22 protein-coding genes are annotated in these 25447 nt (G+C 38.8%); 1 reads left to right on the top strand and 21 read right to left on the bottom strand.

Features of this window, described 5'->3' with window-relative positions; genetic code table 11:
* Nucleotides 1-20: 20 nt before the first annotated feature.
* The 13 genes from BN6465_RS02345 to BN6465_RS02285 form a co-directional block, all read right to left on the bottom strand.
* Nucleotides 21-1166, bottom strand: a complete 1146-nt coding sequence (locus BN6465_RS02345) for a DegT/DnrJ/EryC1/StrS family aminotransferase (RefSeq protein WP_066732717.1) — start codon at nt 1164-1166, stop codon at nt 21-23.
* 25 nt (nt 1167-1191) lie between these two features.
* Nucleotides 1192-2265: a Gfo/Idh/MocA family protein gene (locus BN6465_RS02340; protein ID WP_066731350.1), complete on the bottom strand. Its 1074-nt coding sequence runs from the start codon at nt 2263-2265 to the stop codon at nt 1192-1194.
* Between the two features lie 16 nt (nt 2266-2281).
* A complete protein-coding gene (locus BN6465_RS02335; RefSeq protein WP_066731346.1) occupies nt 2282-3193 on the bottom strand; it encodes a UDP-3-O-(3-hydroxymyristoyl)glucosamine N-acyltransferase in 912 nt (303 codons plus the stop codon).
* Nucleotides 3194-3204: 11 nt separating this feature from the next.
* Nucleotides 3205-4518, bottom strand: coding sequence for a nucleotide sugar dehydrogenase (locus tag BN6465_RS02330; RefSeq protein WP_066731344.1), 1314 nt, complete (start codon nt 4516-4518; stop codon nt 3205-3207).
* Nucleotides 4490-5647: a glycosyltransferase gene (locus tag BN6465_RS02325; protein ID WP_066731342.1), complete on the bottom strand. Its 1158-nt coding sequence runs from the start codon at nt 5645-5647 to the stop codon at nt 4490-4492. The genes BN6465_RS02330 and BN6465_RS02325 overlap by 29 nt, the downstream gene beginning before the upstream one ends.
* A gap of 1 nt (nt 5648) precedes the next feature.
* Nucleotides 5649-6764 (bottom strand): glycosyltransferase, encoded by a 1116-nt coding sequence (locus BN6465_RS02320; protein ID WP_066731340.1) that lies wholly within the window; start codon nt 6762-6764, stop codon nt 5649-5651.
* Nucleotides 6765-6766: 2 nt separating this feature from the next.
* Nucleotides 6767-7861, bottom strand: a complete 1095-nt coding sequence (gene wecB, locus BN6465_RS02315; protein ID WP_066731338.1) for a non-hydrolyzing UDP-N-acetylglucosamine 2-epimerase — start codon at nt 7859-7861, stop codon at nt 6767-6769.
* Complete coding sequence (locus BN6465_RS02310) at nt 7858-9120, bottom strand: glycosyltransferase family 4 protein (RefSeq protein WP_066731334.1); 1263 nt, start codon at nt 9118-9120, stop codon at nt 7858-7860. The genes wecB and BN6465_RS02310 overlap by 4 nt, the downstream gene beginning before the upstream one ends.
* Before the next feature lie 23 nt (nt 9121-9143).
* Nucleotides 9144-9827, bottom strand: coding sequence for a sugar transferase (locus tag BN6465_RS02305; protein WP_066731332.1), 684 nt, complete (start codon nt 9825-9827; stop codon nt 9144-9146).
* 12 nt (nt 9828-9839) lie between these two features.
* The gene (locus BN6465_RS02300) at nt 9840-11042 is read right to left on the bottom strand and encodes a DegT/DnrJ/EryC1/StrS family aminotransferase (RefSeq protein ID WP_066731330.1); all 1203 of its coding nucleotides are present in this window, start codon (nt 11040-11042) and stop codon (nt 9840-9842) included.
* A gap of 2 nt (nt 11043-11044) precedes the next feature.
* A complete protein-coding gene (locus BN6465_RS02295) occupies nt 11045-12988 on the bottom strand; it encodes a polysaccharide biosynthesis protein (protein WP_227183684.1) in 1944 nt (647 codons plus the stop codon).
* Nucleotides 12989-13330: 342 nt separating this feature from the next.
* Complete coding sequence (locus BN6465_RS02290) at nt 13331-16804, bottom strand: N-acetylmuramoyl-L-alanine amidase (protein WP_066731329.1); 3474 nt, start codon at nt 16802-16804, stop codon at nt 13331-13333.
* Between the two features lie 12 nt (nt 16805-16816).
* On the bottom strand, nt 16817-17404 hold the full coding sequence (locus BN6465_RS02285) for a GerMN domain-containing protein (RefSeq protein WP_066731327.1): 588 nt from the start codon (nt 17402-17404) through the stop codon (nt 16817-16819).
* A gap of 247 nt (nt 17405-17651) precedes the next feature.
* On the opposite strand from BN6465_RS02285, the gene BN6465_RS02280 reads away from it, so the two are divergent.
* Nucleotides 17652-17981 carry a sporulation initiation factor Spo0A C-terminal domain-containing protein gene (locus BN6465_RS02280; protein WP_066731325.1) on the top strand — a complete coding sequence of 110 codons (330 nt, stop codon included), beginning with the start codon at nt 17652-17654 and terminating at the stop codon, nt 17979-17981.
* A 153-nt stretch (nt 17982-18134) separates the two neighbouring features.
* Here the strand turns inward: BN6465_RS02280 and BN6465_RS02275 are convergent, their stop codons facing one another.
* Genes BN6465_RS02275 through recD2 form a run of 8 tightly spaced genes read right to left on the bottom strand, consistent with a single transcriptional unit; the run spans nt 18135 to nt 25394 of the window.
* Nucleotides 18135-18470, bottom strand: coding sequence for a sporulation initiation factor Spo0A C-terminal domain-containing protein (locus BN6465_RS02275; protein WP_066731324.1), 336 nt, complete (start codon nt 18468-18470; stop codon nt 18135-18137).
* A complete protein-coding gene (locus tag BN6465_RS02270) occupies nt 18470-18733 on the bottom strand; it encodes an HPr family phosphocarrier protein (RefSeq protein ID WP_066731322.1) in 264 nt (87 codons plus the stop codon). The genes BN6465_RS02275 and BN6465_RS02270 overlap by 1 nt, the downstream gene beginning before the upstream one ends.
* Before the next feature lie 12 nt (nt 18734-18745).
* The gene (locus BN6465_RS02265; protein WP_066731320.1) at nt 18746-19999 is read right to left on the bottom strand and encodes a CdaR family protein; all 1254 of its coding nucleotides are present in this window, start codon (nt 19997-19999) and stop codon (nt 18746-18748) included.
* Nucleotides 19980-20864: a diadenylate cyclase CdaA gene (gene cdaA, locus BN6465_RS02260; protein WP_066731319.1), complete on the bottom strand. Its 885-nt coding sequence runs from the start codon at nt 20862-20864 to the stop codon at nt 19980-19982. Before cdaA ends, BN6465_RS02265 begins: the two co-directional genes overlap by 20 nt.
* A 39-nt stretch (nt 20865-20903) precedes the next feature.
* Nucleotides 20904-22046 (bottom strand): hypothetical protein, encoded by a 1143-nt coding sequence (locus BN6465_RS02255; RefSeq protein WP_066731317.1) that lies wholly within the window; start codon nt 22044-22046, stop codon nt 20904-20906.
* Nucleotides 22046-22441 (bottom strand): hypothetical protein, encoded by a 396-nt coding sequence (locus tag BN6465_RS02250; RefSeq protein ID WP_066731316.1) that lies wholly within the window; start codon nt 22439-22441, stop codon nt 22046-22048. Before BN6465_RS02250 ends, BN6465_RS02255 begins: the two co-directional genes overlap by 1 nt.
* Nucleotides 22442-22498: 57 nt before the next feature.
* Nucleotides 22499-23206 carry a ComF family protein gene (locus tag BN6465_RS02245; protein ID WP_066731313.1) on the bottom strand — a complete coding sequence of 236 codons (708 nt, stop codon included), beginning with the start codon at nt 23204-23206 and terminating at the stop codon, nt 22499-22501.
* Nucleotides 23178-25394, bottom strand: a complete 2217-nt coding sequence (gene recD2 / locus BN6465_RS02240; protein WP_066732713.1) for an SF1B family DNA helicase RecD2 — start codon at nt 25392-25394, stop codon at nt 23178-23180. Before recD2 ends, BN6465_RS02245 begins: the two co-directional genes overlap by 29 nt.
* Nucleotides 25395-25447 lie beyond the last annotated feature (53 nt).

Here is a 25447-nt window from a genome sequence, read left to right as displayed (position 1 = left end):
AATCCTCATTTTCTTGCGGTCTAAGATTTATCATTTCTATAATATTCAATAAATTTTCTTATATTATCAGTTACCGACTCAACTTCTTGTTCTGTCAAATATGGATGCATCGGTAATGACAAAACACAACCACATAATTTTTCTGATATAGTGAGCTCAGTATATTGTCTGGAATTTGCAAATGCCTCTTGCTCGTGCATTCCTTTGGGGTAATAAATCATTGTCGGAATACCCTTTTGTTTCAGATAATTTTGCAGTAACGCTCTTTCTTCCTGTGTTCTAGTTAAAACTGTATATTGTGCCCAACTTGAATAAAAACCCTCTAGTATTTTAGGAGTTTTTACAATTCCGTTTAGCATATTTGTATATTCTTCCGCGACATTATTAACTGCCTGTAATTCGAAATTCTTGAAATGAGAAAATTTCACTTGCAGAATTGCGGCTTGAAGAGTATCCAACCTTGAATTCCATCCTATCCTTATATTATCATACTTATAATTCCCTTTTCCATGAACACGAATAGAACGTAAGTAATCTGCTGTTTCATCATCATCAGTAAATATAGCACCGCCATCTCCGTAACATCCCAAAGGTTTAGCCGGAAAAAATGATGTAGTTGCCGCATCGCCAAAACTACACGCTTTTTTATTGCCAATTTTCCCTCCAAATCCTTGAGCAGCATCCTCCAGCAACAACATATTATACTTTTTTGCAATTTGTTCAAGTTGTGGATAGTTCGCCGGCTGTCCGAATAAATCAACTGCTATAATAGCCTTCAAATGCAATTTGTTTTCTTTGAGCACCGCTTGTATTGCTGATTCTAATGAAAGTATATCCGCATTAAATGTCTCCTCACACACATCGTAAAAGATTGGTGTTGCACCTTCGAAAGCCACCACTTCCGCTGACGCAAAAAATGTAAAATCTGGAACAAATATCGCATCTCCTTCTCCAATATTCCACGCCATCATCATCATCGTCAACGCATCTGTTCCATTTCCACAACTTATACAGTGTTTGACTCCCACATAATCCGCCAGAGTTGTTTCCAAATCGCTGACTTGACTTCCACTTATAAAATTCGCTTTATCTATCACAGCTGCAATCGCCTGATCCATCGCTGGCTTTAATTCAGTGTATTGAGCTTTCAAATCTCTGAACTCCATGAATACCAATCCTTTCTTCAAACACTTAAAATTCTCCCTGCATATCTGTACTTGCGAAATGCTCCATGGGTATTTTTACTGCTCTGCCTTCCTTCTGGCTTTTATAAATTGCCAATACCAGTTCTAAGGCATCTTTTCCAGCATGAGCATCCACGTACGGTGTACGATTTTCATTGATGGCCGAAATCATATCTTGGTATAAGCTTGTATGCCCATTCCCGTATACATTACTGGTCTCTTCTACCAATCCTTTATTATGTGTATCCGCTTCTGTCTCATCAGCGAAATCCCATACATCAATATTATTAGTGGATTTCCCACCTATTTTAACAGTACCCTTTTCGCCAAATAAATACAAAGTTTCTTCCAAATTACGTGGATAAACATTAGTCGTTCCTTCTATAGTTCCTACAGTTCCGTTTTTAAACTTGACGACCGCCACACCAACATCTTCTGCTTCAAGATAATGATGAAACTGCTGTCTGGTAACTCCATACACCTCATCAATTTCGCTTCCCAGCATCCAACGCAACAAATCAATACCATGAATGCATTGATTCATCAGCGCTCCTCCATCCTGCGCCCAAGTCCCCCTCCACGGAGCCTGTGTGTAGTATTCTTCATTTCTGTTCCAGCGAACATGAATAGAACCGTGAGATAACTTTCCAAATCTCCCCGCCTCCAATGCTCTTCTCATCTCTTGTATAGCAACATTAAAACGATTTTGATGACATGCAGATACCTTTATCCCCATTTTCTCTGACAATTCAATAATTTGATCTGCATCAGAAATACTCATAGCCATAGGTTTTTCAATAATGCAATGAACCCCTTTTTCTATGCAATACAATGCAATTTCTGCATGTTTACCACTCTCTGTCGCAATACCAACTAACTCAATCTTGTTTTCTCGGAGCATTTGTTTATAATCCATATATCTTTTAATTGTATTTTGCTCTTGTAATCCGTGTTTCTCCAACAATTCCTCCATCTGCTCAGGAACAATGTCACAGACCGCAATCAGTTCTAAATTATTATTCACAGCTGCTTTGATATGGTTTGTAGCGATTCTTCCGCATCCTATTAGTGCATATTTCATCTCAATTTCTCCTCTATCATCTGTTATTTTTTAGATTTTCTATAAACTTACTATGTTCAATAGCAAAATTGCCTGTAACACTCTGCTCATCTTGTACACTTCGTGTAGCAACTGAACCAATATTTACTCTTGCATTTCTCCCTATAATAAGTCCATTGCTAACAGTAGCACCAAACCCTATCCACGTTTCTGGCTTAATGATTGTTCTTCCTCCAATACCACTTTGTGCCACAATCATAACATTTTCTTCAACTTTTACAGCATGGCCAATGTGAACCAAATTATCTATTTTAGAATAATTACCAATCACAGTATTATCCCACGGATAAACAGCTCTGTCAATACATGTATTATATTGTATCTCAACATGATGTCCAATAATAACTCCTCCCAAATGTGCTACACTTACAATACTGTCCTGAGTTCGTTTAAATTCAAATCCCTGACCACCTATTTTTGCCCCTGCACGAACAATACTGTTATTACCTATAACTGTATTCGCACGTATAACAGCAAATTCTTCAATAATAACATTATCCCCTATAACAACATTTGATTCACTGATTGAAGCTAATGGACTTATTTGACAAGCTTTTCCCATTTTGGTTTCAAACACGGGTCGCACATAATCAACACTATTTTCTAAATAATTATGAATTTCAAAGAATAACAAACGTGGTTGTTTTACAACGCAAAAACCACCTTTATATTCTGTTTGCTCTTTCACATAGGTTTCTATTTCTTCTGTGGTAAGCACCATTGTTACATTTTCCCGGATATCCTTTGCATATTTAACATCATCCAAGAAAATACAACAAGATTCCGGTATGTTTGATGCACTCAATGCAAGTGTCTCAAAATCCTGTTCATTTTTCAGCAAGTATTCTAAAGAATTTTCCATAGTCTTCAATATTTTATTGAGTTTCATTCTATATCCTCCTATAGGATTTCTATATTCTCTTGATTTTTTAAATTTTTCATTACATTTTTTGTATCAAAAACTACTTTCGCATTCTTCTGCACCATTTCATAATCAACATTCGAATGTGCAGACGTCACCATAATCAAATCATAAGATGCTATAATGTCTTCTGTAATATTTTTGAGTCCACTATGTTTTTCCCCTTTATATTTATATTCTGCAATCCATGGATCGAAAAAGTCTACTTTGGCTTTTTCTCTTTTTAAGACCTCAATAACTTTGAGTGCAGGGCTTTCTCTGTAATCATCAATATCCTGCTTATAAGCAACTCCTAAGATAAGTATCTTTGCTCCATTTAAAGATTTTTGATACCGGTTTAATATTTTACCTGCTCTCTCGACGCAATATTCTGGCATTTGATCATTAATCATCATAGAACTTTCTATCATTGAAGTATGAAATCCATATTCTCTTGCTTTCCATGTGAGATAGTATGGATCTAATGGTATACAGTGACCGCCAAGTCCTGGGCCAGGATAAAACGCTTGAAAACCATAGGGTTTTGTCTTTGCAGCATCTATTACTTCCCACATACTGATGCCCATCTTTTGACAGAGCATTGTCAATTCATTAATCAATCCTATATTAATGTTTCTATAAGTGTTTTCTAATATTTTTTCCATTTCTGCAATGGCCGGAGATGACACTTCATATACATCCCCCTCCAAGACTGCACGATACATAGTTGCAATTACCTCTGTTGCATCTGCACCAATTGCGCCTACAACTTTAGGCGTATTCTTAGTTTTATATATCAAGTTTCCCGGATCTACTCTCTCCGGTGAAAATCCCAAATAAAAATCCTCGCCACATTTTAATCCAGACCCCTGCTCCAAAATTGGCCGAATCAATTCTTCTGTTGTTCCCGGATACGTTGTCGACTCCAAAACTACCATAGTTCCTTTAGTTAAATACTTTGAAATTTCTTCTGTGGAAGACTGTACAAAACTAATATCTGGCTGTTGATGAAGATCCAGTGGAGTAGGTACACAAATAGCAATAAAATCCACATCTTTTACAAAACTAAAATCCGTAGTAGCTTTCAACATTTTTCTTTCTACCAGCTTTTTCAAATCGGTGTCTACTACATCTCCAATATAATTATGCCCTTGGTTGACCATATTAACTTTATCTTTCTGAATATCAAATCCAATGGTCACAAACCCTGCTTTTGCCTTTTCTACTGCCAATGGAAGGCCTACATACCCAAGTCCCACCACACCAACTTTAATCTTTTTCTCATTAATCTTTTTCAATAATTGTTCTTTCATTTTTTCCTCCTATTACCGCTTTTGACTCTTGTTTGAGTTTATTGTACAAAAGCTCCATTACATCAACATTTTTCTTCCAATTGTATAGCTTCTCCACTCGTTTTCGTCCATTTTCACCTAAACGCTCTCGTTCCTTTTCGTCTAAAACCAAATGCTTAAGTGCTCCCGCTATTTCACTTATCTTTTGTCGATTAACTATGACTCCTGTTTCTCCATCCACTACAACTTCTTTAAATCCTGCAACATCAGTAACCACCACTGGTAACTTCATCGCCATTGCTTCAACCACAGCCACCCCAAAACTCTCACTTTCATACATACTAGTTGCACAAAAAATCGCAAAATGACTCAATGCATTCGGGACTTCATTATTGGGTATTTTCCCTTTTATCAGTACAACATCCTCTAACCCATTGAGCATTATTTTTTGTAAAATCAACTTCTTCTGTTCGCCGTCCCCATATATTTCTACCTGAATTTTTTCCGCTATATCCTTTTCTCCAGCCTCCTTAAGCATATCCAAAAGCATCGCCACCGCATCTATAAACTCTAATATTCCATATTTAGCTTTTAATGCTTTGACATTACCAATGACAATTTTATCTTTTTGTTTTTCGAATCTTTCTGGATTAAACAATTCCAAATCTATACCGAAGGGAGTGATTGTCACCTCCAGAGAACTATCATCCATTACCTCTCGTAGCTTATCTGCCATACAATTACTTGTAGATGCTAACCGTTTAGCATAACGTACATTCTTTTTCAAAATTTGGTTTTTCAATTTACTTTCATACGGAAAATCATAAACATCGCTTCCCCACACCGACAATAAAACCGGTCCAATCCCAGCTATTCTTGCCAATGTTCCATATCCACTGGCATAATGAACATTGATTATCTCAGGTTTTATACGTTGTGTTATCTTTTTTAATTCTTTAGCGTTCAAATAGTACGCCACAATCCCTTGAAATTTCAATTGATGAAGTGTAACCTGCCTATCAATTTCACCATTTTTCGGTTCGTGCCCTTTATTAAAAATCAAATGTACTTCATGCCCACGCATCGCCAATGCATTTACCCATTTAACTGTATGCACACTGCTCGCTGCCGATAAAAACAATATTCGCATTTTATCCCCCTAACTCTACTGCAACCTTCTTCGCCCGACATTCCCATGTGTTTTCATATAGATAAGACACTACTTTCAAGTGCTTTTCCTTTAAAACATCTTGGTTCTCATAAAGTTTATCCAAGAAATCAGAGAATTCGTTTTCTTCATACTTTAGACTCCATCCTATTTGATGTTCCTCCATAATCCGTCCTGCTTCAGTATTTTTTGTAGCTATAATAGGCGTCGTATAACTTACATATTCAAAAAGTTTGATTGGCATAGCCATACTTCTATATTCGGTAGCTTCAAAAAAGCAGCTACATATATCTGCCTGTAAATAGTATGGCTGCAAATCTTCTCCTGATTTATGTATAATCTGTATCCGTTCTGTTAAATATGGTGCATAATAACTTTTATACTCTTCCCACTCTTTCTCTCTACAGCATATAGTCATGTTTACAAACGGTTTTTGCTTCAATACTTTTAATGTCAACGACAAATCATATACTCCATTTACTCCTCCAACATAAAATATTTTGATACTTCCTTTTTGTCTTGTTTCAAAATATGTTCTTCGTTTTTCCAAAATATGCTGATTCAACACAGCTCCGGGCGGCAGGCATACAACATTAGGAGTATAGCATTCTGGCAGATATGACCTAACACCAGAAGATGGAATATATAAAATATCCAACAATTTATTGTACATTTTTAAATCATATTTATACATTGGCACTGTTATCGTTCTCTGGTGTACCGGAACCGCCTGTTTATATTCACCAAACTTCCAATACATATCCCTATAAAAAAGTCCAATTTTTATTCCTCTTTTTTTACAAAACTTAAAAAAGTCGAAATCCAAAAATGGGTGCAACGGCAAATGATTCTTATCTGTTAATAGTGTAGGCATTGTGCTACTCTCACTGTATAAAAAATCATATCTGACTCCATTGTTTATATTATGTTTGATTTTTTTAATCGCAGCTTTCCGCGCTTTACTTTCTCCCATCACGAAATCCACTTGAAACCCTATATTTTCAAAAGCCTTCTTTATTTTCATTGGTCTAACCTGAGACCCTGACTTTCCTTGTGGATCAATATAATTGGGTACATGAAAAATACATCTTTTATTCATATTTACCCTTTCTTCAATATTTCAAGAATCTTTTTTGCTGCGTCTCCATTACCATAACATCTTTTCCATTTTGACTCATCAATCTTTGTATCATATACTTTTTGCAAAATATCCTTTCTATCAGGGGAAGCAAGCACATTCCAACTACCATCCAAGGTCTCTACCCACCCCGTATTGCGAAGAATAACAACCCCCGGCACTTTCATCAAATAGCTTTCTTTATGAAGTCCACCTGAATCTGTAATTATCTTACATGCATTCTTACAGAAGAAAATCATCTCCATATATCCTAATGGTTCAACAAATAAAATATTAGTGTACTTATCTGCCATTTTGTTATTCAAAACGCTCTTTTGCGTTCTGGGATGTACCGGAAAAACAACTGGCTTATCCAATGCATTCAATGCTTCTACTATTTCAATAAACTTTTCAGCCTTATCCGTGTTTTCGGGTCTGTGTATAGTGCTTAGATACCATCCATTCTCTAAATTAATTTCTATCTTTTTGCCATCCAAAAGTTCAAGTTTATTATAAAATATCCAAGATTCTACTTTGTCCACCATTTTACCATAATATAACAACGCATCATACATTACGTCTCCAACAAAATATCCCGTTTCTCCGATTCCTTCACTCTCCAGTCCCTTTATTCCATCTATAGAGGGTGCAAAATTCCATTGCGCCAAATGATCTGTAATAATCCTATTTTGTTCTTCTGGCATATCCTTAACTCCACACCGTACACCTGCTTCTATATGTGCAATCGGTATATTTAATTTTCCAGCTGCAATAGCCCCTGCTAAGGTTGAATTAGTATCTCCATATAGAAGAACAGCATCCGGGTTTTCTTTAATCATCACTTCTTCCAATTTTACAAGCATCTCCGCTGTTTGTTTTGCATGTGAAGCAGATCCCACTCCTAGATTTACATTTGGTATAGGAATATGTAGCTCATCAAAAAACACTTTCGACATATTATTATCATAATGCTGACCAGTATGAACTAAAAATTCGTTTATCTCACTTCTAATAATTCTTGAAACTGCTGCTGCTTTAATAAATTGTGGTCTAGCGCCCACAACGGTCAATACTTTCATCTACTTTCTCCTTTGCATTGAATACTCTCTTCAAGTATACGTTCAATTTCATTTGTCAAAATTGTATAATCAAAATAAGTTCCTACTGCTTTAGCATTATTGCAATACTCTTCATATTCAGAAGTCGACAATTTAGAAAATTGTATAATTGCGCTGGCGTATTCTTCCGCCGTATTAAACATTTTACTTTCGCCAAAGTGGTAATTACAAATTAAATCATAACTGGTTGGCAAATTACTTAATACTGGTTTTTCACTCGCAGCATATTCAAATAATTTATTCCAACTGCACCCATATTTTACCAATCCAGAATTCTTAACATTGACAATATTCAAATCTGATTTAGACAAAATATATGGCACATATTTTTTTTCAACCCGTCCTCTAAAAAACATCCGAAGATTTTCTTGTTTACATTTTTCTTCTAACATTTCTTTTTCTGTTCCATCTCCATATATTAAAAACACAATATTATCATATCCCCATTCCCGTATTACCTTTGCCGCCTCCACTAAATCGCTCAGATGATTAACCAAACGAATTGAACCAACATACACAACTTTAAACAAACTAGCATTTTCAAGAATTGCATCACTAACTTTATATTTATCTTTGTTTATTGCAAACTCAGCTAAATCCACTCCATTATTGACATACTCAATTTTATCTAAAGATATTTTTTTATCCCACTTTTTGTCAATAATATACTTTTTCCCGCCTTCAAATGTAAATATAAGTTTATCAGCTTCCTTATACATCCATCTTTCCAGTTGATACAATGTCCAAATAATAGGATTGCTCTTTTTCATACCATTATAGTGAACAATTGATTCCGGCCATAAATCCCTTACTTCCAACACCACTGGTAGTTTATACCTTTTCCCAAAAAGCAAAGCAAAAAAAGCAACAAACAAATCTGGAGATGACGCATAAATAACATCTGGCCTGTTTTGCTTGAAAAAAATCTTCAATGTTTTCCACATTTTAAAAGGAAAATCAATCATATTTATTATACGATCTATTCCATTTCCATGATATGCTCTGCTTTTTACAAATGTATATTCAATACCATCCTGATAGCTTTCTTTAAACAATTCTTTACCTTTAACTAAATTGATATTTGTATTGTGAATAATGCCAGAAGTAAATATCTTAATATTGTGCCCTTTCTTTTGAAGATACTTTGAAAAATAGTAATGTCGCACCAACCCTCCCATACTTGGAGGTATAGCATAATGATTTACAATCCAGACATTCATTCTTGTCTCTCCTTGTCTATATCCTATCTCTTAATAACTGCTTTCACTGTAAGTAACATTGTTTTAATGTCTTCCCAAAAATTGAACTCTTCTATCAAAGCTAAATTATACTTCATTTTTTCTGGAAGAATAATATTAACATATACTTCATCAGCATCTTTTGCCTCATCCAACAGTTTCTCTTCATCTTTATACAATATACTTGTTCTTGATGTTACCCCGGCTGGTAAAAGCAGTGTTGCTTTCATAGCATCTGTATAATAATGCACATACTTTTCAACTTCTGGACGCGTTCCTACAAAAGTCATATCTCCCAAAAATATATTAATTAACTGTGGGATTTCGTCAATCCTATATTTTCGCAAAAACTTTCCCACCCGAGTAACACGCATATCCCCTTTTGTAGTAACCTGAGTTCCAACCTGCTCAGCATTTTCCACCATTGTACGAAACTTAAAAATCCGAAATTTTCTCTCATACTGTGTTATACGCATTTGACGGAACATTACAGGCCCATGTGAATCCACCTTGATTATAATTCCAACTAATAGAAATAGCGGAAGTAAAATAATAAGTAAAATAGCAGAAAGTAAAATGTCCATTACTCGTTTCATTATTAAACTAGCTTTTCTACTCTGCAGTATTTGATAATAATATTTTACTTCCATATTTTTCATATCTCGAGGTAATTCATCCCATTTTCTCATGTAATTTCTTCCTTAACTAACAAGCCGCGCAAACTCTTGAATAATATACTCAATCTCTTCATCTGTGAGTTTTGTATGCAGCGGCAAAGTAATTTCGTTTTCATATTGTGAATATGCATTGGGAAAATCTTGAACATTGAATCCCATTTTTTTGTATCCAGTAAAAATTGGTAATGGTTTATAATGTACATTTGTAGCTATACCTAAATTGGCCATTTCAACAATAATCTGATTACATTCTTCTCTATTCTTGCCATTAATACGAGTCAGATACAAATGGCCGCTTGACGAATAATCTGTTCCAAAATGTTCTAGTACAGTCACAGGAAGATTCTGAAATCCCTGATTATACTTTTCTATAATATGCTTTCTTTGATTTAGCAACTGTGTATATCGCTTTAGCTGAGCCAATCCGATAGAAGCCATTATATCTGTCATATTGCACTTATAATAAGGAGCAACAATATCATATTCCCATGCTCCTAATTGTATTTTAGATAAAGCATCTTTAGATTGTCCATGAAGAGACATAAGCATAATTTCTTTATATATTTCTTCATCCGAAATCCCATCTATACTTCTCCAAGCCAAAGCTCCACCTTCACCAGTCGTTAAATTTTTTACAGCATGAAAAGAAAAACTGGTAAAATCTGCAATCTCACCCGCACATTTCCCATTTTTATGTGCGCCGAAAGCATGCGCACTATCAGCGACAACGGCAATTCTCCCTATTTTCTTTTGAATTTCACTATTAGGCTTAAACAGAAAACTTTTTCTTTCAACTATTTCAAATATCTTATCGTAATCACATAAAATTCCTGCAATATCTACTGGTATGATAGCCTTTGTATTTTCAGTTATGGCATCTTCCAGTTTTGTATAATCCATTTCAAAAGAATCTTTCGCCGTATCTACTAATACAAGTTTAGCTCCTACGTGACACACAACACTGGCTGAAGCTGAATACGTATATGCTGACGTTATCACTTCATCCCCCCCCCCAATTCCAAGGACACGCAATGCCAGTTCCGCACAAGCCGTAGCCGAATTAAGGCACGCCACTTTATTTACATGACAATATTGTGCTAACTGTGTCTCAAATTGTTTTGTTTTGGGTCCTGTCGTTATCCATCCACTTTTTAATGTATCCACAACTTCTTTAATTTCTTCTTCCGTGATATCCGGCGGTGAAAAAGCTATATGTTTATTTTCCATTTTTATTCCTCCACAACTGGCCCTTCATGGCTAAACTTTCCCAAATTACATAATTGTCTTTTTGTCTCTTCATCTCTTTTCTGATCTTCAGGGCGAATATGATATGTTGGAATAATACCAGAAACTATTTGTTTTATGTCCCAAGATTCCTCTATTGCTGCCTGTTCAAGCTTTTTTAATTCAGAAAGGAAATGTACTTCATCAAATTCCAACGGTTTACCTATATATATCAAATCGTTTTTAGTTTTCTGTAGTCCTTCTTCCTCAGTCAAAATTTCCTCATACAACTTTTCCCCCGGTCTTAAACCTGTGTAGACTATATCCATATCTACACCTAAAGTATACCCCGATAAGCGAATTAAATTCTTCGCCAAATCGGCTATTTTCACTGGTTCCCCCATATCCAACACAAAGATTTCTCCTCCATTAGCAAAGGCTCCTGCTTGAAGCACAAGAGATACAGCTTCTGGGATTGTCATAAAATAGCGAATAATATCCGGATGTGTTACTGTAACTGGACCTCCTTCCAGCATCTGCTTCTTAAATAAAGGTATTACACTTCCATTACTTCCAAGTACATTGCCAAAACGTACTGCAACATATTCAGTTGAAGAATATCGGTTAAATGTTTGGATTACCATCTCGCACATTCGTTTAGAAGCTCCCATGATATTCGTTGGATTGACTGCTTTATCTGTTGAAATCAACACAAAACGCTTCACCCCATATTTATCAGCCGCACGTGCGGTTTTATATGTTCCAAAAACATTATTTTTGATTGCTTCATTAGGACTATCTTCCATAAGGGGCACGTGTTTATGTGCCGCTGCATGATATACAACATCTGGACGATAATACTCCATCACCGTTTCTATTCTTTTTGTATTTCTCACTGACCCAATCAAAACTTCAAGCTGTAATTCAGGATACTTTTTTTTCAACTCTTGCTGTATGTCATAAGCATTATTTTCATAAATATCAAAAACAATCAAACGATGGGGGCCATACGCAGCAATCTGACGGCACAATTCGCTTCCAATAGAACCTCCCCCGCCTGTAATCAAAACTGTTTTCCCTTTAATATATGCAGCAACACTATCTAAATCAATATTTATTGCATCGCGCCCTAGTAAATCATCAATAGATACATCTCTAAGTTTTGAAACTGTCACTTCGCCAGTAATAAATTGATACATTCCCGGAAGCACTTTCAGCTTGCAATTGGTCTGATTGCAAATTCGCAGAATTTCTTTTGTATCTTTGGCCTTTGCAGATGGAATTGCCAAAATTATTTCATTAACGTCATATTTCTCTGCAAAGTGAACAATTGTACTTCTATCCCCAACTATTCGTACTCCATGCAAATACTTTCCTTTCTTAGAAGGATTATCATCAATAACACAAACCACCCTGCTACTCAATCTTCCACTTGTCTTCAGTTCATTGATAATAATGCTTCCAGCTTCACCTGCCCCAATGACCATGGTGTTGTACGCTGCCCTTTGACCTGTCCTTCCCCACTCTTTTCTAATAATACGTAATCCTCTATATGAGAATCGTGTAACCATAGTGGTTAAAATCAACAAAAAACAATAGTATACATAATAACTTCTTGGTACTTGCAGTACAAGGAATGTCATACCCAACGCTTGAAATGCCGTAGATAAAACACAAGCCCCCACAATAAGAATTGCTTCATGAAGTCCAGCAAACGTCCAAACACTACGATACAGATTCATTAAAATAAATATGATAATTGTTGTAATAATATTGATTACCATATAGGTACAAATGTCATGAATATATTCATGTGGTATCCAATCATAATGCAACTCATGCCTTATCAAAAGAGAAAGGTATGAGTTAACTATAATAGTAATAATATCGACAATACTTAAAATAAACATTCTTGTTCTTGAACTTCTTAAATTTATTATTCTTTTCATTGCAAACCTCTTCATCAAATTGTTACATCTTTTTTACATACAATTATTATTGTATCAAATACGCATTCATTATACAATGATGTTTTCGTTAATCTTCAATTTTTTTCATCTTTTTGTAACATTTTTGTAATGTTACATTTTGCATTCCCTACCTACCATAGATGACCAATGCCGATTTATTATATCATACATATAGTGTCTTGTGAACAATTTTGTCAATTATGTCTTATAAGCCTTATAAATAGATACACAAAAAGGATAGCTAATGGCTTAATCCTTTCAGCTATCCCTCTTTATTTTACCTCTTCCTAAACTACTAAGAAACACTTTCCACTACATATTTTATCTACCGCAAGCAAGCAACTTATCAATCATTTTATGTAAATCAAACCCATACCCTTCAGCACTTGCCCATCCTTTTCCATCAGGATTATCAGGAATCCCAAGCCACTCGACATAAATCGCACTACCCCTTTTTACATATTCAAAACGTTGATCAACGCAGATCTGATTTAATGGTAATACCGAGCCATATGCCTTTAAATGTTGTATTTGGGCTCTTACTCCTGTCTCAACATCTTTAAAGCTATTTCCACTGACACCATTTCCAGTAGCCCCCAATCCGGCAAAATTAAATTGCTCTATTTTTACATCCCCTCCAAATTGAAGCCAACCTGTTTCCTTCATTGTTTGCACAAAAGCAACCTCTGCTTTTATATTTTCTTTCAACGCCTCATTATAAAATATAGTACAAAATTTTTCAAGCGTTTCTGCTCCACCTTTTTTCAGTACTTCCGCTGGATATCTGTGCCCACTACTTTGGTAATAATTAATCATTTGATTGATTGTTGTTTCTGTGGCACCTTCTATCATATAATACTTTGAGCATTCTCCAATCAGTATACCCTTACTATTAAACTGATATTGGATTCCCTCCACCGTATAAACCCCTTCTATCATACGGCCATTTCCATCAAAATAATATCTTTCTCCTCCAAAGCTTGCCCAGCCAATCCACATATAGCCTTCCGGCATAAAATAATATTTTGTTCCTCCAAAGCTTGCCCAGCCAGTCCACATATAGCCTTCCGGCATGAAATAATATCTCTTGCCGTCTATGTCCTGCCAGCCAGTCTGCATCTGTCCATTCCTATAATAATATTTTTTCCCTTCTTTTGTCTCCCAGCCACTCTTCTGATTGCTCTGAAGTATTCCTTCGCTGTTAAAAATGTATTTCTCCCCTTCTATTGTCTGCTCCCCTGTTAACATACGGCCCTGATTGTCAAAATAATATTTTGCTCCTCCAAAACTCGCCCAGCCAGTCCACATATAGCCTTCCGGCATAAAATAATATTTTGTTCCTCCAAAGCTTGCCCAGCCAGTCCACATATAGCCTTCCGGCATGAAATAATATCTCTTGCCGTCTATGTCCTGCCAGCCAGTCTGCATCTGTCCATTCCTATAATAATATTTTTTCCCTTCTTTTGTCTCCCAGCCACTCTTCTGATTGCTCTGAAGTATTCCTTCGCTGTTAAAAATGTATTTCTCCCCTTCTATTGTCTGCTCCCCTGTTAGCATACGGCCCTGATTGTCAAAATAATATTTTGCTCCTCCAAAACTCGCCCAGCCAGTCCACATATAACCTTCAGGCATAAAATAATATTTTGTTCCTCCAAAGCTTGCCCAGCCAGTCCACATATAGCCTTCCGGCATGAAATAATATCTCTTGCCGTCTATGTCCTGCCAGCCGGTCTGCATCTGTCCATTCCTATAATAATATTTTTTCCCTTCTTTTGTCTCCCAGCCACTCTTCTGATTACTCTGAAGTATTCCTTCGCTGTTAAAAATGTATTTCTCCCCTTCTATTGTCTGCTCCCCTGTTAGCATACGGCCCTGATTGTTAAAATAATATTTTGCTCCTCCAAAACTCGCCCAGCCAGTCCACATATAACCTTCAGGCATAAAATAATATTTTGTTCCTCCAAAGCTTGCCCAGCCAGTCCACATATAACCTTCAGGCATGAAATAATATCTCTTGCCGTCTATGTCTTGCCAGCCGGTCTGCATCCGGCCTGCGGCATCAAAATAGTATTTCTCATTTCCGAAAGATGCCCAGCCGGTCCACATATAGCCTTCCGGCATAAAATAATATTTTGTTCCTCCAAAGCTTGCCCAACCGGTCCACATATAGCCTTCCGGCATAAAATAATATTCTTTTCCTCCAATATTCTCCCACCCAGTAACACGATATCCACTTTTGTTGAAATAATATTCTCTCCCGTTTATGCTTCTCCAATCACTAACTACAAAAACTCCATTTTCTTTATACTTCCATTTATCTCCCTCCTGCACCCATTGCCCCTTAGTCAACCCAAAATACTTAACAATTCCATTCGCATCTGCAACACCCAACTTTTTTAATCCGGCTTCAGTTTTTAAATATGTATTGGCATCATTCACATTTGTCAAAAAGGCATGCTCAATAATCAATCCTGGAAAACCGTATATAGCAGATTCTGTATTCACAGAATAATCTGCCGATTCAGTCCCCCTATTATAAAGCCCTATCCCTACCAGTTCATTTTGAATGGCATTTGCCAAATTTGCGCCCTGACTAACAATATTATTATTTGCGAACCAATCGCCCGGGTAATAAACATGTGCCCCATGTGCTGAAGCACCTGCGGAATCTAAATGAAAACTCACAAAAGCATCTGCTCCTTTAGAAGCTGCCCATTGTACCCGCTTTTTTATATCCAAAATATTTCCGCTTCCTACTCCTACAGTTTCTGGAAAGGGACACGCAGCAGTTGTCCTTGTCATATAAACAGTTACACCGCTATATTTTTCCAATTCCTCTTTACAATACTGTGCAATTTTTAATGTAGCGATTTCTTCCTGCACTCCATTTCCCTGTGCTCCTGCATGTCCAGAATCGTGCCCAGGATCCAACACAACTACTACATTTCCACTTTTAGCAGAGCGATAACGCAATTGCGTACTTTTTGTTTCTTTTCCTAGTTCTGTCAGTGCCTCTGCAACTCCTAACTCAGCTGTTTCATTTAAAATACCATTCTCGTCAATTGTTGCGACTGTTGCCGAAACTTCAGGCTCCTGACCCATAGGTTCCATCTCCAAGCTCTCACTTGAGTTATTTCCATCATATTCACAATTTATCCCAAAAGAAATATTCATATCTATGTCTGAAAGTAACATTTCTTTTTCCTCTCCACTTTCAGTGTAATTAATAGATATAATGTGATAAATTCCTTTTGTTTCTTCTGCAACAGTTTTTTCAAACAAAAACAGTCCCGAATTGTCTTTTTCACTTTGCCATTGATATTTATTCCCTGCATCGTCAGAATAAACTAAAACCACATTTTCAATCTGAGATGTTCCTTGATTCAGAGAAAGAACTACATTCTGTATTTCTCCCGAATATACGCTCAACTTATCCATATAGATATAGTTAACGCTCAACTGTGTCTCTTGTGATTTTTGTAATTCCGGCGTTTGTGTCTCGGTTTCCACATCTATTGCCGCATCATCCGATGATTGCTTCTCCTCTTCCGGTTCTTGGAGAGCAGGCTCCCCCTCCGACCCCGTTTTTGACTCGGTATTATCACTTCCTCCGGTATTCTTTTCTTCCTGAATGTCTTCATTATTTACATTTTCTTGCTTGTTAGTCTGCATTTCTTCTTTCTGAGTTCCTGCTTCATCTCCCTCAAATGCCAATGCAGTTCCTGAAATATTTCCGCTAAAAATCATCGCTGTCACCAGACATGCTGCCAATATCCTTGATAACTTTTGTCTCATAGTCTATTCTCCTTATTCTCTACCCAAATATCCTTCATACTCTTTATGTCCAGAAGCTAACACGCCCCCTTCTTCTGTTAACTTTATTTTATCGCATTGAAACGCATCCAGATAAGTATTAACAATAGAATTTAGAAGTTCCTTTTCTCCTGTTGTCCCCATACTTCTTAATTGGATACCAAATGCCTCGTTCAAATCCAAGTCTATTGTGCTATTACCACTGTTAATTTCTATTCCCAGAACGGCTGTCTTATCTTCTACCACTCCCACTTTCTGCAACTCTTCCCATATAAGTTGTGCATCTAACTTTTCTATCGCCACAGACTTAGAAACTAATTCTCCGCTTTCTTCGTGTGGATAATACACACTAATACTTATAGTACCTTGCGATTCCGTTTCTACTTCATGGTCCGGCTCATTCAATTCATTATTACCGTTCTCCTCATCTTCTTCCTTGGATGTTTCTTGTTCATTATCCTTTTCACTCACAACAGAATCTTGCGGTTTGTCCACCTCATTATTAGCATTCTTCTGCTGTCCACATGATGTCAAACTAATCAAAAGTAACATTATTCCACATACAATTCCCTTTTTTTTCATATTCTAATGCTCCTCGTTTCTAAAAAAAATCTACAACTGACATTTTTTATTATAACATACTCATTTATTCTTGAAAACCTTTTCTCTGTTTGAGCTTTCGTAGTTGTGTTTCCACGAATTTATGCAGCATTTTATAATCGCCTGTCTTTCTTTGTCGAACAATGACTTTTTACGTCCCCATATTACTTTTTTGGCTTTTTTGTTGTATTATAATATATGATTTTCAATGTAAGGAGAAAGGAGTATTATGGATACAGTAACTCAAACTGTGCGCGCACTCGGCATCAACGCCACTTATCTGGGATACCGCTACTTAATCGAAGCTGTATATCTTGCATCAGAAAACGAGGACATTCTCCTCTCCGTATGCACAAAGCTCTACCCGATAATCGCTGAGAAATTTCATACCACACCGGACAACGTGGAGCGCAATCTACGTACGGTAATTAATGCTTGTTGGGAGAGGGGGAATCGAGCTCTCCTTGAGACCATATTCCCATATCCATTAGTATCCCGCCCAAGTGCCAGCGAACTGATTGATGCTTTGGTCGGTTATTGTAGGACTTTGGATACATAATCCAGATTCTATGCTAATGCAGACAGGCTATATCAGCCCAGCACCACTGTGCAGCACGTTGCCCGTGGATATTGTATATCGGACATTCTTGGACTACTTTCACATAACATAATAAAAAGTGCCACATCGGGCACTTTTTATTATGTTAACCTTTTAATTACTATCGGTACTCAGATAATCTGCCAAACGTCCAATAAATTCTGTGTTCGTGGGCCGTTTGTCGTAAGCTTTCTCATCAAAATATTTTTCAAGCCGCTCCGGCCTTGTCTTTTTCCAGCAATTCTCAATCACTTTACGTATATCAGTCTCTATCATCCAGACAGATGCATGATGCTGTTTCGCAAGCTCAGGATATATGTCCTTAGTGATATGCTCCAGACCTTCCTTGTTCTCAACGGCAAGAAGTACAGCATCCAGCAAATATCTATAACCCGAATACCGGGACGTTATCCCTATATCCCGTAAAATCAGGCCTACTCGTATATCCATTATTCATCCAGCCCGCTTTCCACCAGCTCCACCATTGCCTCTAGAGCTTTTACTTCATCGGCACCATCACAGATAATTTCTATCTCATCGCCTTCTTTCACACAAGCCCCCAGAACGCTGAGAACGCTTTTGGCATTTGCCTCTGCATTTTTGTACAAAAATGTCACTTTGCATTCAAAGCACAATGCTTTTGTACAAAACAGCCCTGCCGGGCGCAAATGCAAGCCCGTAGGATTGATTATTTTTACTTTTTGACTAACCATAAACTGCCTCCTCTATTGTTTTTCCATGGTAATCTGAATAGTATAATTATTCGATACCAAGGAACACTTTTCCGGAAGATTGACTTCCAGCGGCACTTCATACGTTCCCGCGGTCGTATACGTCAGCAGGTTCACTGACACATCCGATTGATCCAGCTCCAATTTTTCCAGTTCTTCTTCCGGCCCTTGAACCACAATTTCAACAGAACCCGTAGTGCCCAGAACCGCTTTAAATCCAGTCGGTACATTTTTCAAATAAATGGAGCTGAACGGAACTTCAAAATTCTTAGTACCCTGCATGGAAATCCCTATTGTCACCACGATGTTGCCCGGGTTGTCTTCTATCACCTCTGCCCAATCCGGCAGGTACTCTGCGATTTCTTCCAGTGGAATATTCTTTTCTGTTTTCTCTTCCAAACCGCTCACTGCCAGTACTCCCGCTGGTATCTCGATGTTGCTTATAGACGCCAGCTGTTCCGTTGTCCCTGAAATACGCACGGTCTGCGGCTCTATCGTAATCTCCTCCACCTGATATCCTGCTGCCGCCTTGACCAGCGAGGTATCAAAGTCCAATTTTACGGCTGCAGTCTTCTTCACGCTGACTTTGACAATGGTACCCTTCTGCCCAATATTGGTCTCCAGCATAGTAGAATCAATAATCTTGTTGTTTGCGTCATACATAATTAATTCTGCATTCAGCTCTTCATCCTGAGACAAGCCGGATACATCCACTTCCGCAACCACCTTGCTGATTGAGTTCACCAAAGTCTCCGGACCGCTGATTTCCACTTTCTCCGGATCAGCCTTCACTTCACCAAGTACATACCCGTCCCGCAGAGTTCCTGAAGTAACGGCAGTAATTGCCATTTTTCTACTTTTGTTGGCATCAATAGACACCTGAACGTTGGCCGGTGTCGCCTTGGCATCTTCTATTACATATTTTGGTACTGTTACATTGATTTCTACCAGCGAATTGTTAGTAAGGTTCCGCATATCTGCAATAGCTTTTATATCTTCGCTTCGTATTGAGTTTAATGTCTTACGCTTCGCTTCAATCTCCACAGATACTGTCTTTGTATCATCCGACACTTGATAGGTCTTGGCCTTATTGGTAATCACTTCACCGTGAATGACTTCCACCGGAATTCCGGTAAAAGTCTTTTTCATGATTGGATTTTCCATGTTCATTACGAGCAGCCAAAGAAGTGCAGAAAAGACCAAAGCCAAAACTTTAAGACCCAGATTCTTAGTCAGCGCCTTTTTCATGTTTCTGCCTTCCTTTCCACAATGTCTTCCATTTACTTGTTTCTGCCCTTCTATTCTGGATTGACTCCAATCTTTCCCTCAAATATTCCGGAGTAATATTGCGCACCAGCTGTCCGCCAAGCGCGACCGATACATACCCTGTCTCTTCTGACACGGCGATTACCATAGCATCGCTCACCTCGCTCATTCCGATGGCGGCGCGATGTCTGGTTCCCAGCTCCTTACTGATTCCCATATTGTCGGAAAGCGGCAGATAACATGTTGCCGATACAATTCTGTCCCCACGTATAATAATCGCGCCGTCGTGAAGCGGTGTGTTATGCTCAAAAATATTGAGCAGAACCTGCGGAGACACGATACAGTCCAGACGGATTCCTGTCACTTCATATTCCGAGAGCATAATAGCCTGTTCTACCACGATAAGGGCTCCTGTCTTTACAGCTCCCATGGCGAATGAAGCTTCCACGATTCCGTCTACCGTCGTTTCACTGAAACGTACATTGTCTCTCCCTTTTTTATCAAACGGAACGACCGATGTAAGAAACTGCTTCTCCCCAAGCTTTTCCAGCGCTCTCCTCAGCTCGGGCTGGAAAATAATAACAGCCGCAGTGGCCATGACTGGAAGAAGATTCTGTGCAATCCATAATATGGTGTACATACGGAAAATTGCAGCGCCAAGAATGAACACACCTAATACAAGAATTCCTTTTAAAAGCATCCATGCTTTTGTATTTTTGATCCAGAGTATAATCTGATAAAGCAGAAAAGCAATGATAATGATTTCCAGAATATCTGTCAACCGCAATGTGGGCAGATAAAATCCAGTCATATACTCATTCAAATACTTCATGATGAACTGCTTCATTCTTGATTCTCCTTCCTGTATACTGTGTCAGTATACGTTTTATTTATCTTCTAATTCTTTATTGACAATATTCTGTATATCCAATTCTTCCTTCAGGCTCTTTGCAAGCAGAAGCTCATCTGTGTTATCCAAGACCTGAGGCCTGCGCTGCTGCACTGGTCTGCGCTCTACTCTATCAGGACGTCTTTTCACATTCCTTCTGGCCTCTGATTTGCGCGGTGCCCTTCTGCGGATTTCCTCGGATTCCAAATCCTGCGTATTGCGCCGTTCATTGATTCGTTTCACAGTTTTTTCAGGCGCCGCAATAGAAATTTTTGGTACGGCTTTTACATAGTAATAATATTCATCATCTTCATACTGCAAATGTTCGGTTCTGGAATAGTCCACAGAAAACACAAAGAATTCCAGCACAAGCCCAATCACCACTGCTGCCACATTGCCCAATATAAGCTGGGCATAAGATGTATGTATATTGAACGCAATATCACCAATCACTATAACGACAATATTAATCACAGCTCCCGCTGCCACGGCAATCTTCCACGCATGGTCAACGGACATGCGGTGCAGAAAATATACGGCAAAAACACATATAATAAATGCAACTGCCGTTATCCACAGCTCCTTGTTCTGGAAAACCAGTTTGACAAACAAAGAAATCTGTCCGTTAATTCCTTCAGCCCCGGTGATAGCCGCCGCTGAGTTCTTTACGCAAAATATCATATAATAAACAATCGTACCAAAGACAATAGGAATTGCCGTTACCGGAGTCATCACGAGCCCACAGGCAATCGGCACCACATAAGGAATCTTCAGCATAAACGCAACCGGGACAATCAGCAGGATCAACGCCCGCTTCGGCGTGAATCTGCAGTAAAAGATAAACATCATGATAAAGATTGCCGCTGAAACTGCAGTCACTCCGATGGAGAGTGTAAATAAGTGGGCCAGAATTAACGCTGCCGCTGCGAGAGCGGTAAATACTGGCGGCAAAAACATGCAAATGATTGCCAGTGCCGCCGTGACCACCGGCGTTGACGCGGCCTTCATCAATCCAATATTGGAATTAATCAAGTAAAATGTCACAAAACCCAGAATGAACTGAATTGCTTTATCGACATAAATGGATTGGTTTGCATAAAACTTCTGTAACTTCTCTTTCCATTCCAACAAACTGCTCATTATCTTATCTCCTTTTCATACATTCTGTTCAATCTGGTCAAATCGTGATTAAACTTTTTCACCCGCTGACGGGCGTCGTTATGTTTTTTTTGATAAAATTGGGAGGCAACTATCCCGTATAGGACAACCGTTACAATATATCCGGTCACCAGACAAATGCAGAGCATAATGAGAAACGACATGTTGAAGCGTTTGATAATCTCATCCATAAAGGCGACCGCCCCGATTCCTACGGCAATGATATAGCCGATAGTCACCCATATTATCGTAACTATTGTATGAAATCCCGAATAATCCTTTCTATAATAAGCACTGATTTTAAAATCTTCCGTGCCTTCCTTGCTTTCGTACATCGCCATTCTTGTCATCAGTTTTACTTTGTCTTCATTTAGCATAGAGTCACCTCGATATATTTTCCTCTCGTATATGCGCTATTTTTAGTATAGCAAAAATCAGTATCCTTGTCCAATACTAATGGTCAAAAAATAGACATTTTCAGCCCCTCCGTTCAGCAGCACACGTGCCGCCTCATCAAGAGTACTCCCCGTTGTATATATGTCGTCTACAAGCAGAATATTTTTCTTCCCCCCCAGCTCCCCCTTTAGGGAAAACGCGCCGCTGATATTTGCTTTCCTTTGTCTATCATCCAAGCTCTTCTGGGGTTTTGTCTTTTTTCTGCGCGCCAGTTTCGTCATATCCATAGGAATTCCAGTCCGTTTGGCCAATTCACCGGCAACAATTTGAGACTGGTTATATCCCCGCAGGCGTTTTTTGCTCTTATGAAGCGGTATGGGTATGATAAGCTCAACCCCTCTTTTTTCCATGAATCCATTATACTTCTCTGCCAGCTCCCTGCCAAAAAATTGTCCATACACTCTCCTGTTTTGATATTTCATGGCATAAACTGCTTCTGAAACTGGACTTTTATGTAAGAACAATGCTCTGCCCTCTGTGAAATAATGTCTGTTTTTCCCACAGTCAAAGCAGTATTCCTGCTCCTCTGTACGCACGGGCTTGCCACATTTTTTACAATATGGTTCTTGAACATAGACCACTTTTTCCTCACATTTTCCGCACATTCCTTCCCTGACAAGGCTGCCGCAGAAGGGACATACATTTGGATAGAGCAGCTCATAAAATAAATTCTTGTATTCTTTCATCTAAACTTGTATTCCGGTTTTGTTCATTGGTGTTCTGTATCATTCCCTGAAATGTCTCCTCACTTCCAACCAATGTCACGCACTTTCTTGCCCTTGTTATCGCAGTATAAAGTAAGTTCCGATGAAACAGCTGTCTCGGCCCTTTTAGAAGGGGAATCACTACCGCCGGATACTCGCTGCCTTGAGATTTGTGTATCGTAATCGCGTAGGCAAGCTCCAGCTCTTCAAGCAGTTCAAACGGATACTTCACCTTACGCTTCTCATCGTACTCGACCTCCAACGTTTCAGTATATGCATTGATTTCACGAATAATTCCCATGTCGCCATTAAATATCCCAGTCCCTCGGTCTACAACAAGCCCGAATTTAGTGGTGATTTCCCACTCCAGCTGGTAGTTATTCTTTATCTGCATCACTTTATCCCCGACACGGAAGATTCTGTCCCCGTATTCTTTCTCTGCCTTCTGGGGAGACGGCGGATTTAAGTACTCCTGCAGGATTCCGTTTAATCTCTCCACGCCCAGCAGTCCTTTTCTCATAGGCGTCAACACCTGAATATCATATGGCTGGGCATCCACGTACTTGGGCAGTTTCTTTTGTATAAGCGTGAGCACGACACTGATAATTACATTGGCATCTTGTCTCTTCAGGAAAAAGAAATCACGGCTTTGATTGTCAAGTACAACGGGTTCTCCCCTGTTTATCTTATGTGCATTGACCACAATATCGCTTTCCCTTGCCTGCCGGAATATTTTCGTAAGCATCACCACCGAAAAACATTGTGACGCAATGAGGTCTTTGAGAATACTCCCCGGGCCTACGGAGGGCAGCTGATTACAGTCTCCCACTAGAATCAGCCTTGTTCCGGGAATAACCGCACGGAGAAGGGCATGCATCAGAGGCAGATCCACCATGGACATCTCGTCGATTATTATCACGTCGGCTTCCAGCGGATTTTCCTCATTTTTCGCAAATCCATTTCTTGCATTCTCATCCTCCGGATTCCCACTGACCTCCAGAAGGCGGTGGATTGTCTGGGCTTCATAGCCGGTAGCTTCCGTCATCCTCTTGGCGGCACGCCCTGTAGGCGCTGCCAGCATCAACTCCATATTTTCGCTCTTAAAATAATGAATCATCGTGTTGATCGTGGTGGTCTTACCTGTTCCGGGTCCCCCGGTTAGCACCATAATGCCGTGCCTCACGGCTGAGATTACTGCCTCCTGCTGCTTCTCATCCAGTTCCATCCCGGTATTCTTCTCTATCTGCGATAACCGGTTCGTGATTACCACATCCGCCTCCTCGTAATCCAGATTCAAGTCATGGAGCATCTTGGCTGTATTCAGCTCCATGTAGTAGAAATGGGCCGCATACACCCGGAGTCCGTCATTTCCTTCTTTTAGAATAATCTTCTTCTCCATGGATAAGTCCATAAGGTATTTTTCCATATCTGGTATTTCCACCTCAAGCAATTCTGCTGCACGGCAGAGGAGCGCATCTTTTGTCAAGTAAATATGTCCCTCTGCCACACTCTGCTGCAGTGTATAAAAAATACCGCTTCGAATACGGAAATCTGAATCTGTATGAATACCAATGCGGGCCGCTATCTCATCCGCCGTCTTAAAGCCAATTCCTTGAATCTCATCCGCCATCTGATAAGGGTTCTCTTCCATCACCTTATAAATATTCTGGCCGTAATGCTGATAAATCTTAGCGGCCAGAGTAGTGCTGATTCCATACTTTTGAAGGTAGATCATGGCCTTACGCATATCCTTTTTGTCTTCCACCTGCTCCGCGATCTCTCTGGCCTTACGCTCACTGATTCCCTTGATTTCCGCAAGTCTTTCTGGCTCTTCCTCAATGATGCGGAATGTGTCCTCGCGGAATTTCTTCACGATACGTCCTGCCAGCGCCGCTCCGATTCCCTTTACAGCGCCGGAACCTAGATATCTCTCAATTGACAGCAGATCCTCCGGCGCTTTGACTTCATAGGAGCTTACTTTAAGCTGCATCCCATAAACGCTGTGCATCGTATATTCGCCTTTCAGTTCCAGCATCTCACCTTCAGCAATATAATGAAAACTGCCCACACAAGTCAAATCACCGTCATCATTATTCAAATTAAAAACTGTATAACCATTGTCTTCGTTGCGGAACACGATATGCTCCACGTAGCCTTTTATAACTTCCATATAGTCTCCTGCCAAAAAGGCTGTCTCCTACTCAGAGACAGCCTACATGTATA

The sequence above is a fragment of the Bariatricus massiliensis genome, from assembly GCF_900086725.1.
Classification (GTDB): Bacteria; Bacillota; Clostridia; order Lachnospirales; family Lachnospiraceae; genus Allocoprococcus; species Allocoprococcus massiliensis.
This window is presented reverse-complemented; position numbering and strand designations above follow the sequence as displayed.

Excerpts from the sequence above, each read along its gene's own strand:
- BN6465_RS02345 (WP_066732717.1), bottom strand. The coding sequence starts at position 1,166 with ATGGAGTTCAGAGATTTGAAAGCTCAATACACTGAATTAAAGCCAGCG.
- BN6465_RS02340 (WP_066731350.1), bottom strand. The coding sequence starts at position 2,265 with ATGAAATATGCACTAATAGGATGCGGAAGAATCGCTACAAACCATATC.
- BN6465_RS02335 (WP_066731346.1), bottom strand. The coding sequence starts at position 3,193 with ATGAAACTCAATAAAATATTGAAGACTATGGAAAATTCTTTAGAATAC.
- BN6465_RS02330 (WP_066731344.1), bottom strand. The coding sequence starts at position 4,518 with ATGAAAGAACAATTATTGAAAAAGATTAATGAGAAAAAGATTAAAGTT.
- BN6465_RS02325 (WP_066731342.1), bottom strand. The coding sequence starts at position 5,647 with ATGCGAATATTGTTTTTATCGGCAGCGAGCAGTGTGCATACAGTTAAA.
- BN6465_RS02320 (WP_066731340.1), bottom strand. The coding sequence starts at position 6,764 with ATGAATAAAAGATGTATTTTTCATGTACCCAATTATATTGATCCACAA.
- wecB (WP_066731338.1), bottom strand. The coding sequence starts at position 7,861 with ATGAAAGTATTGACCGTTGTGGGCGCTAGACCACAATTTATTAAAGCA.
- BN6465_RS02310 (WP_066731334.1), bottom strand. The coding sequence starts at position 9,120 with ATGAATGTCTGGATTGTAAATCATTATGCTATACCTCCAAGTATGGGA.
- BN6465_RS02305 (WP_066731332.1), bottom strand. The coding sequence starts at position 9,827 with ATGAGAAAATGGGATGAATTACCTCGAGATATGAAAAATATGGAAGTA.
- BN6465_RS02300 (WP_066731330.1), bottom strand. The coding sequence starts at position 11,042 with ATGGAAAATAAACATATAGCTTTTTCACCGCCGGATATCACGGAAGAA.
- BN6465_RS02295 (WP_227183684.1), bottom strand. The coding sequence starts at position 12,988 with ATGAAAAGAATAATAAATTTAAGAAGTTCAAGAACAAGAATGTTTATT.
- BN6465_RS02290 (WP_066731329.1), bottom strand. The coding sequence starts at position 16,804 with ATGAGACAAAAGTTATCAAGGATATTGGCAGCATGTCTGGTGACAGCG.
- BN6465_RS02285 (WP_066731327.1), bottom strand. The coding sequence starts at position 17,404 with ATGAAAAAAAAGGGAATTGTATGTGGAATAATGTTACTTTTGATTAGT.
- BN6465_RS02280 (WP_066731325.1), top strand. The coding sequence starts at position 17,652 with ATGGATACAGTAACTCAAACTGTGCGCGCACTCGGCATCAACGCCACT.
- BN6465_RS02275 (WP_066731324.1), bottom strand. The coding sequence starts at position 18,470 with ATGGATATACGAGTAGGCCTGATTTTACGGGATATAGGGATAACGTCC.
- BN6465_RS02270 (WP_066731322.1), bottom strand. The coding sequence starts at position 18,733 with ATGGTTAGTCAAAAAGTAAAAATAATCAATCCTACGGGCTTGCATTTG.
- BN6465_RS02265 (WP_066731320.1), bottom strand. The coding sequence starts at position 19,999 with ATGAAAAAGGCGCTGACTAAGAATCTGGGTCTTAAAGTTTTGGCTTTG.
- cdaA (WP_066731319.1), bottom strand. The coding sequence starts at position 20,864 with ATGAAGCAGTTCATCATGAAGTATTTGAATGAGTATATGACTGGATTT.
- BN6465_RS02255 (WP_066731317.1), bottom strand. The coding sequence starts at position 22,046 with ATGAGCAGTTTGTTGGAATGGAAAGAGAAGTTACAGAAGTTTTATGCA.
- BN6465_RS02250 (WP_066731316.1), bottom strand. The coding sequence starts at position 22,441 with ATGCTAAATGAAGACAAAGTAAAACTGATGACAAGAATGGCGATGTAC.
- BN6465_RS02245 (WP_066731313.1), bottom strand. The coding sequence starts at position 23,206 with ATGAAAGAATACAAGAATTTATTTTATGAGCTGCTCTATCCAAATGTA.
- recD2 (WP_066732713.1), bottom strand. The coding sequence starts at position 25,394 with ATGGAAGTTATAAAAGGCTACGTGGAGCATATCGTGTTCCGCAACGAA.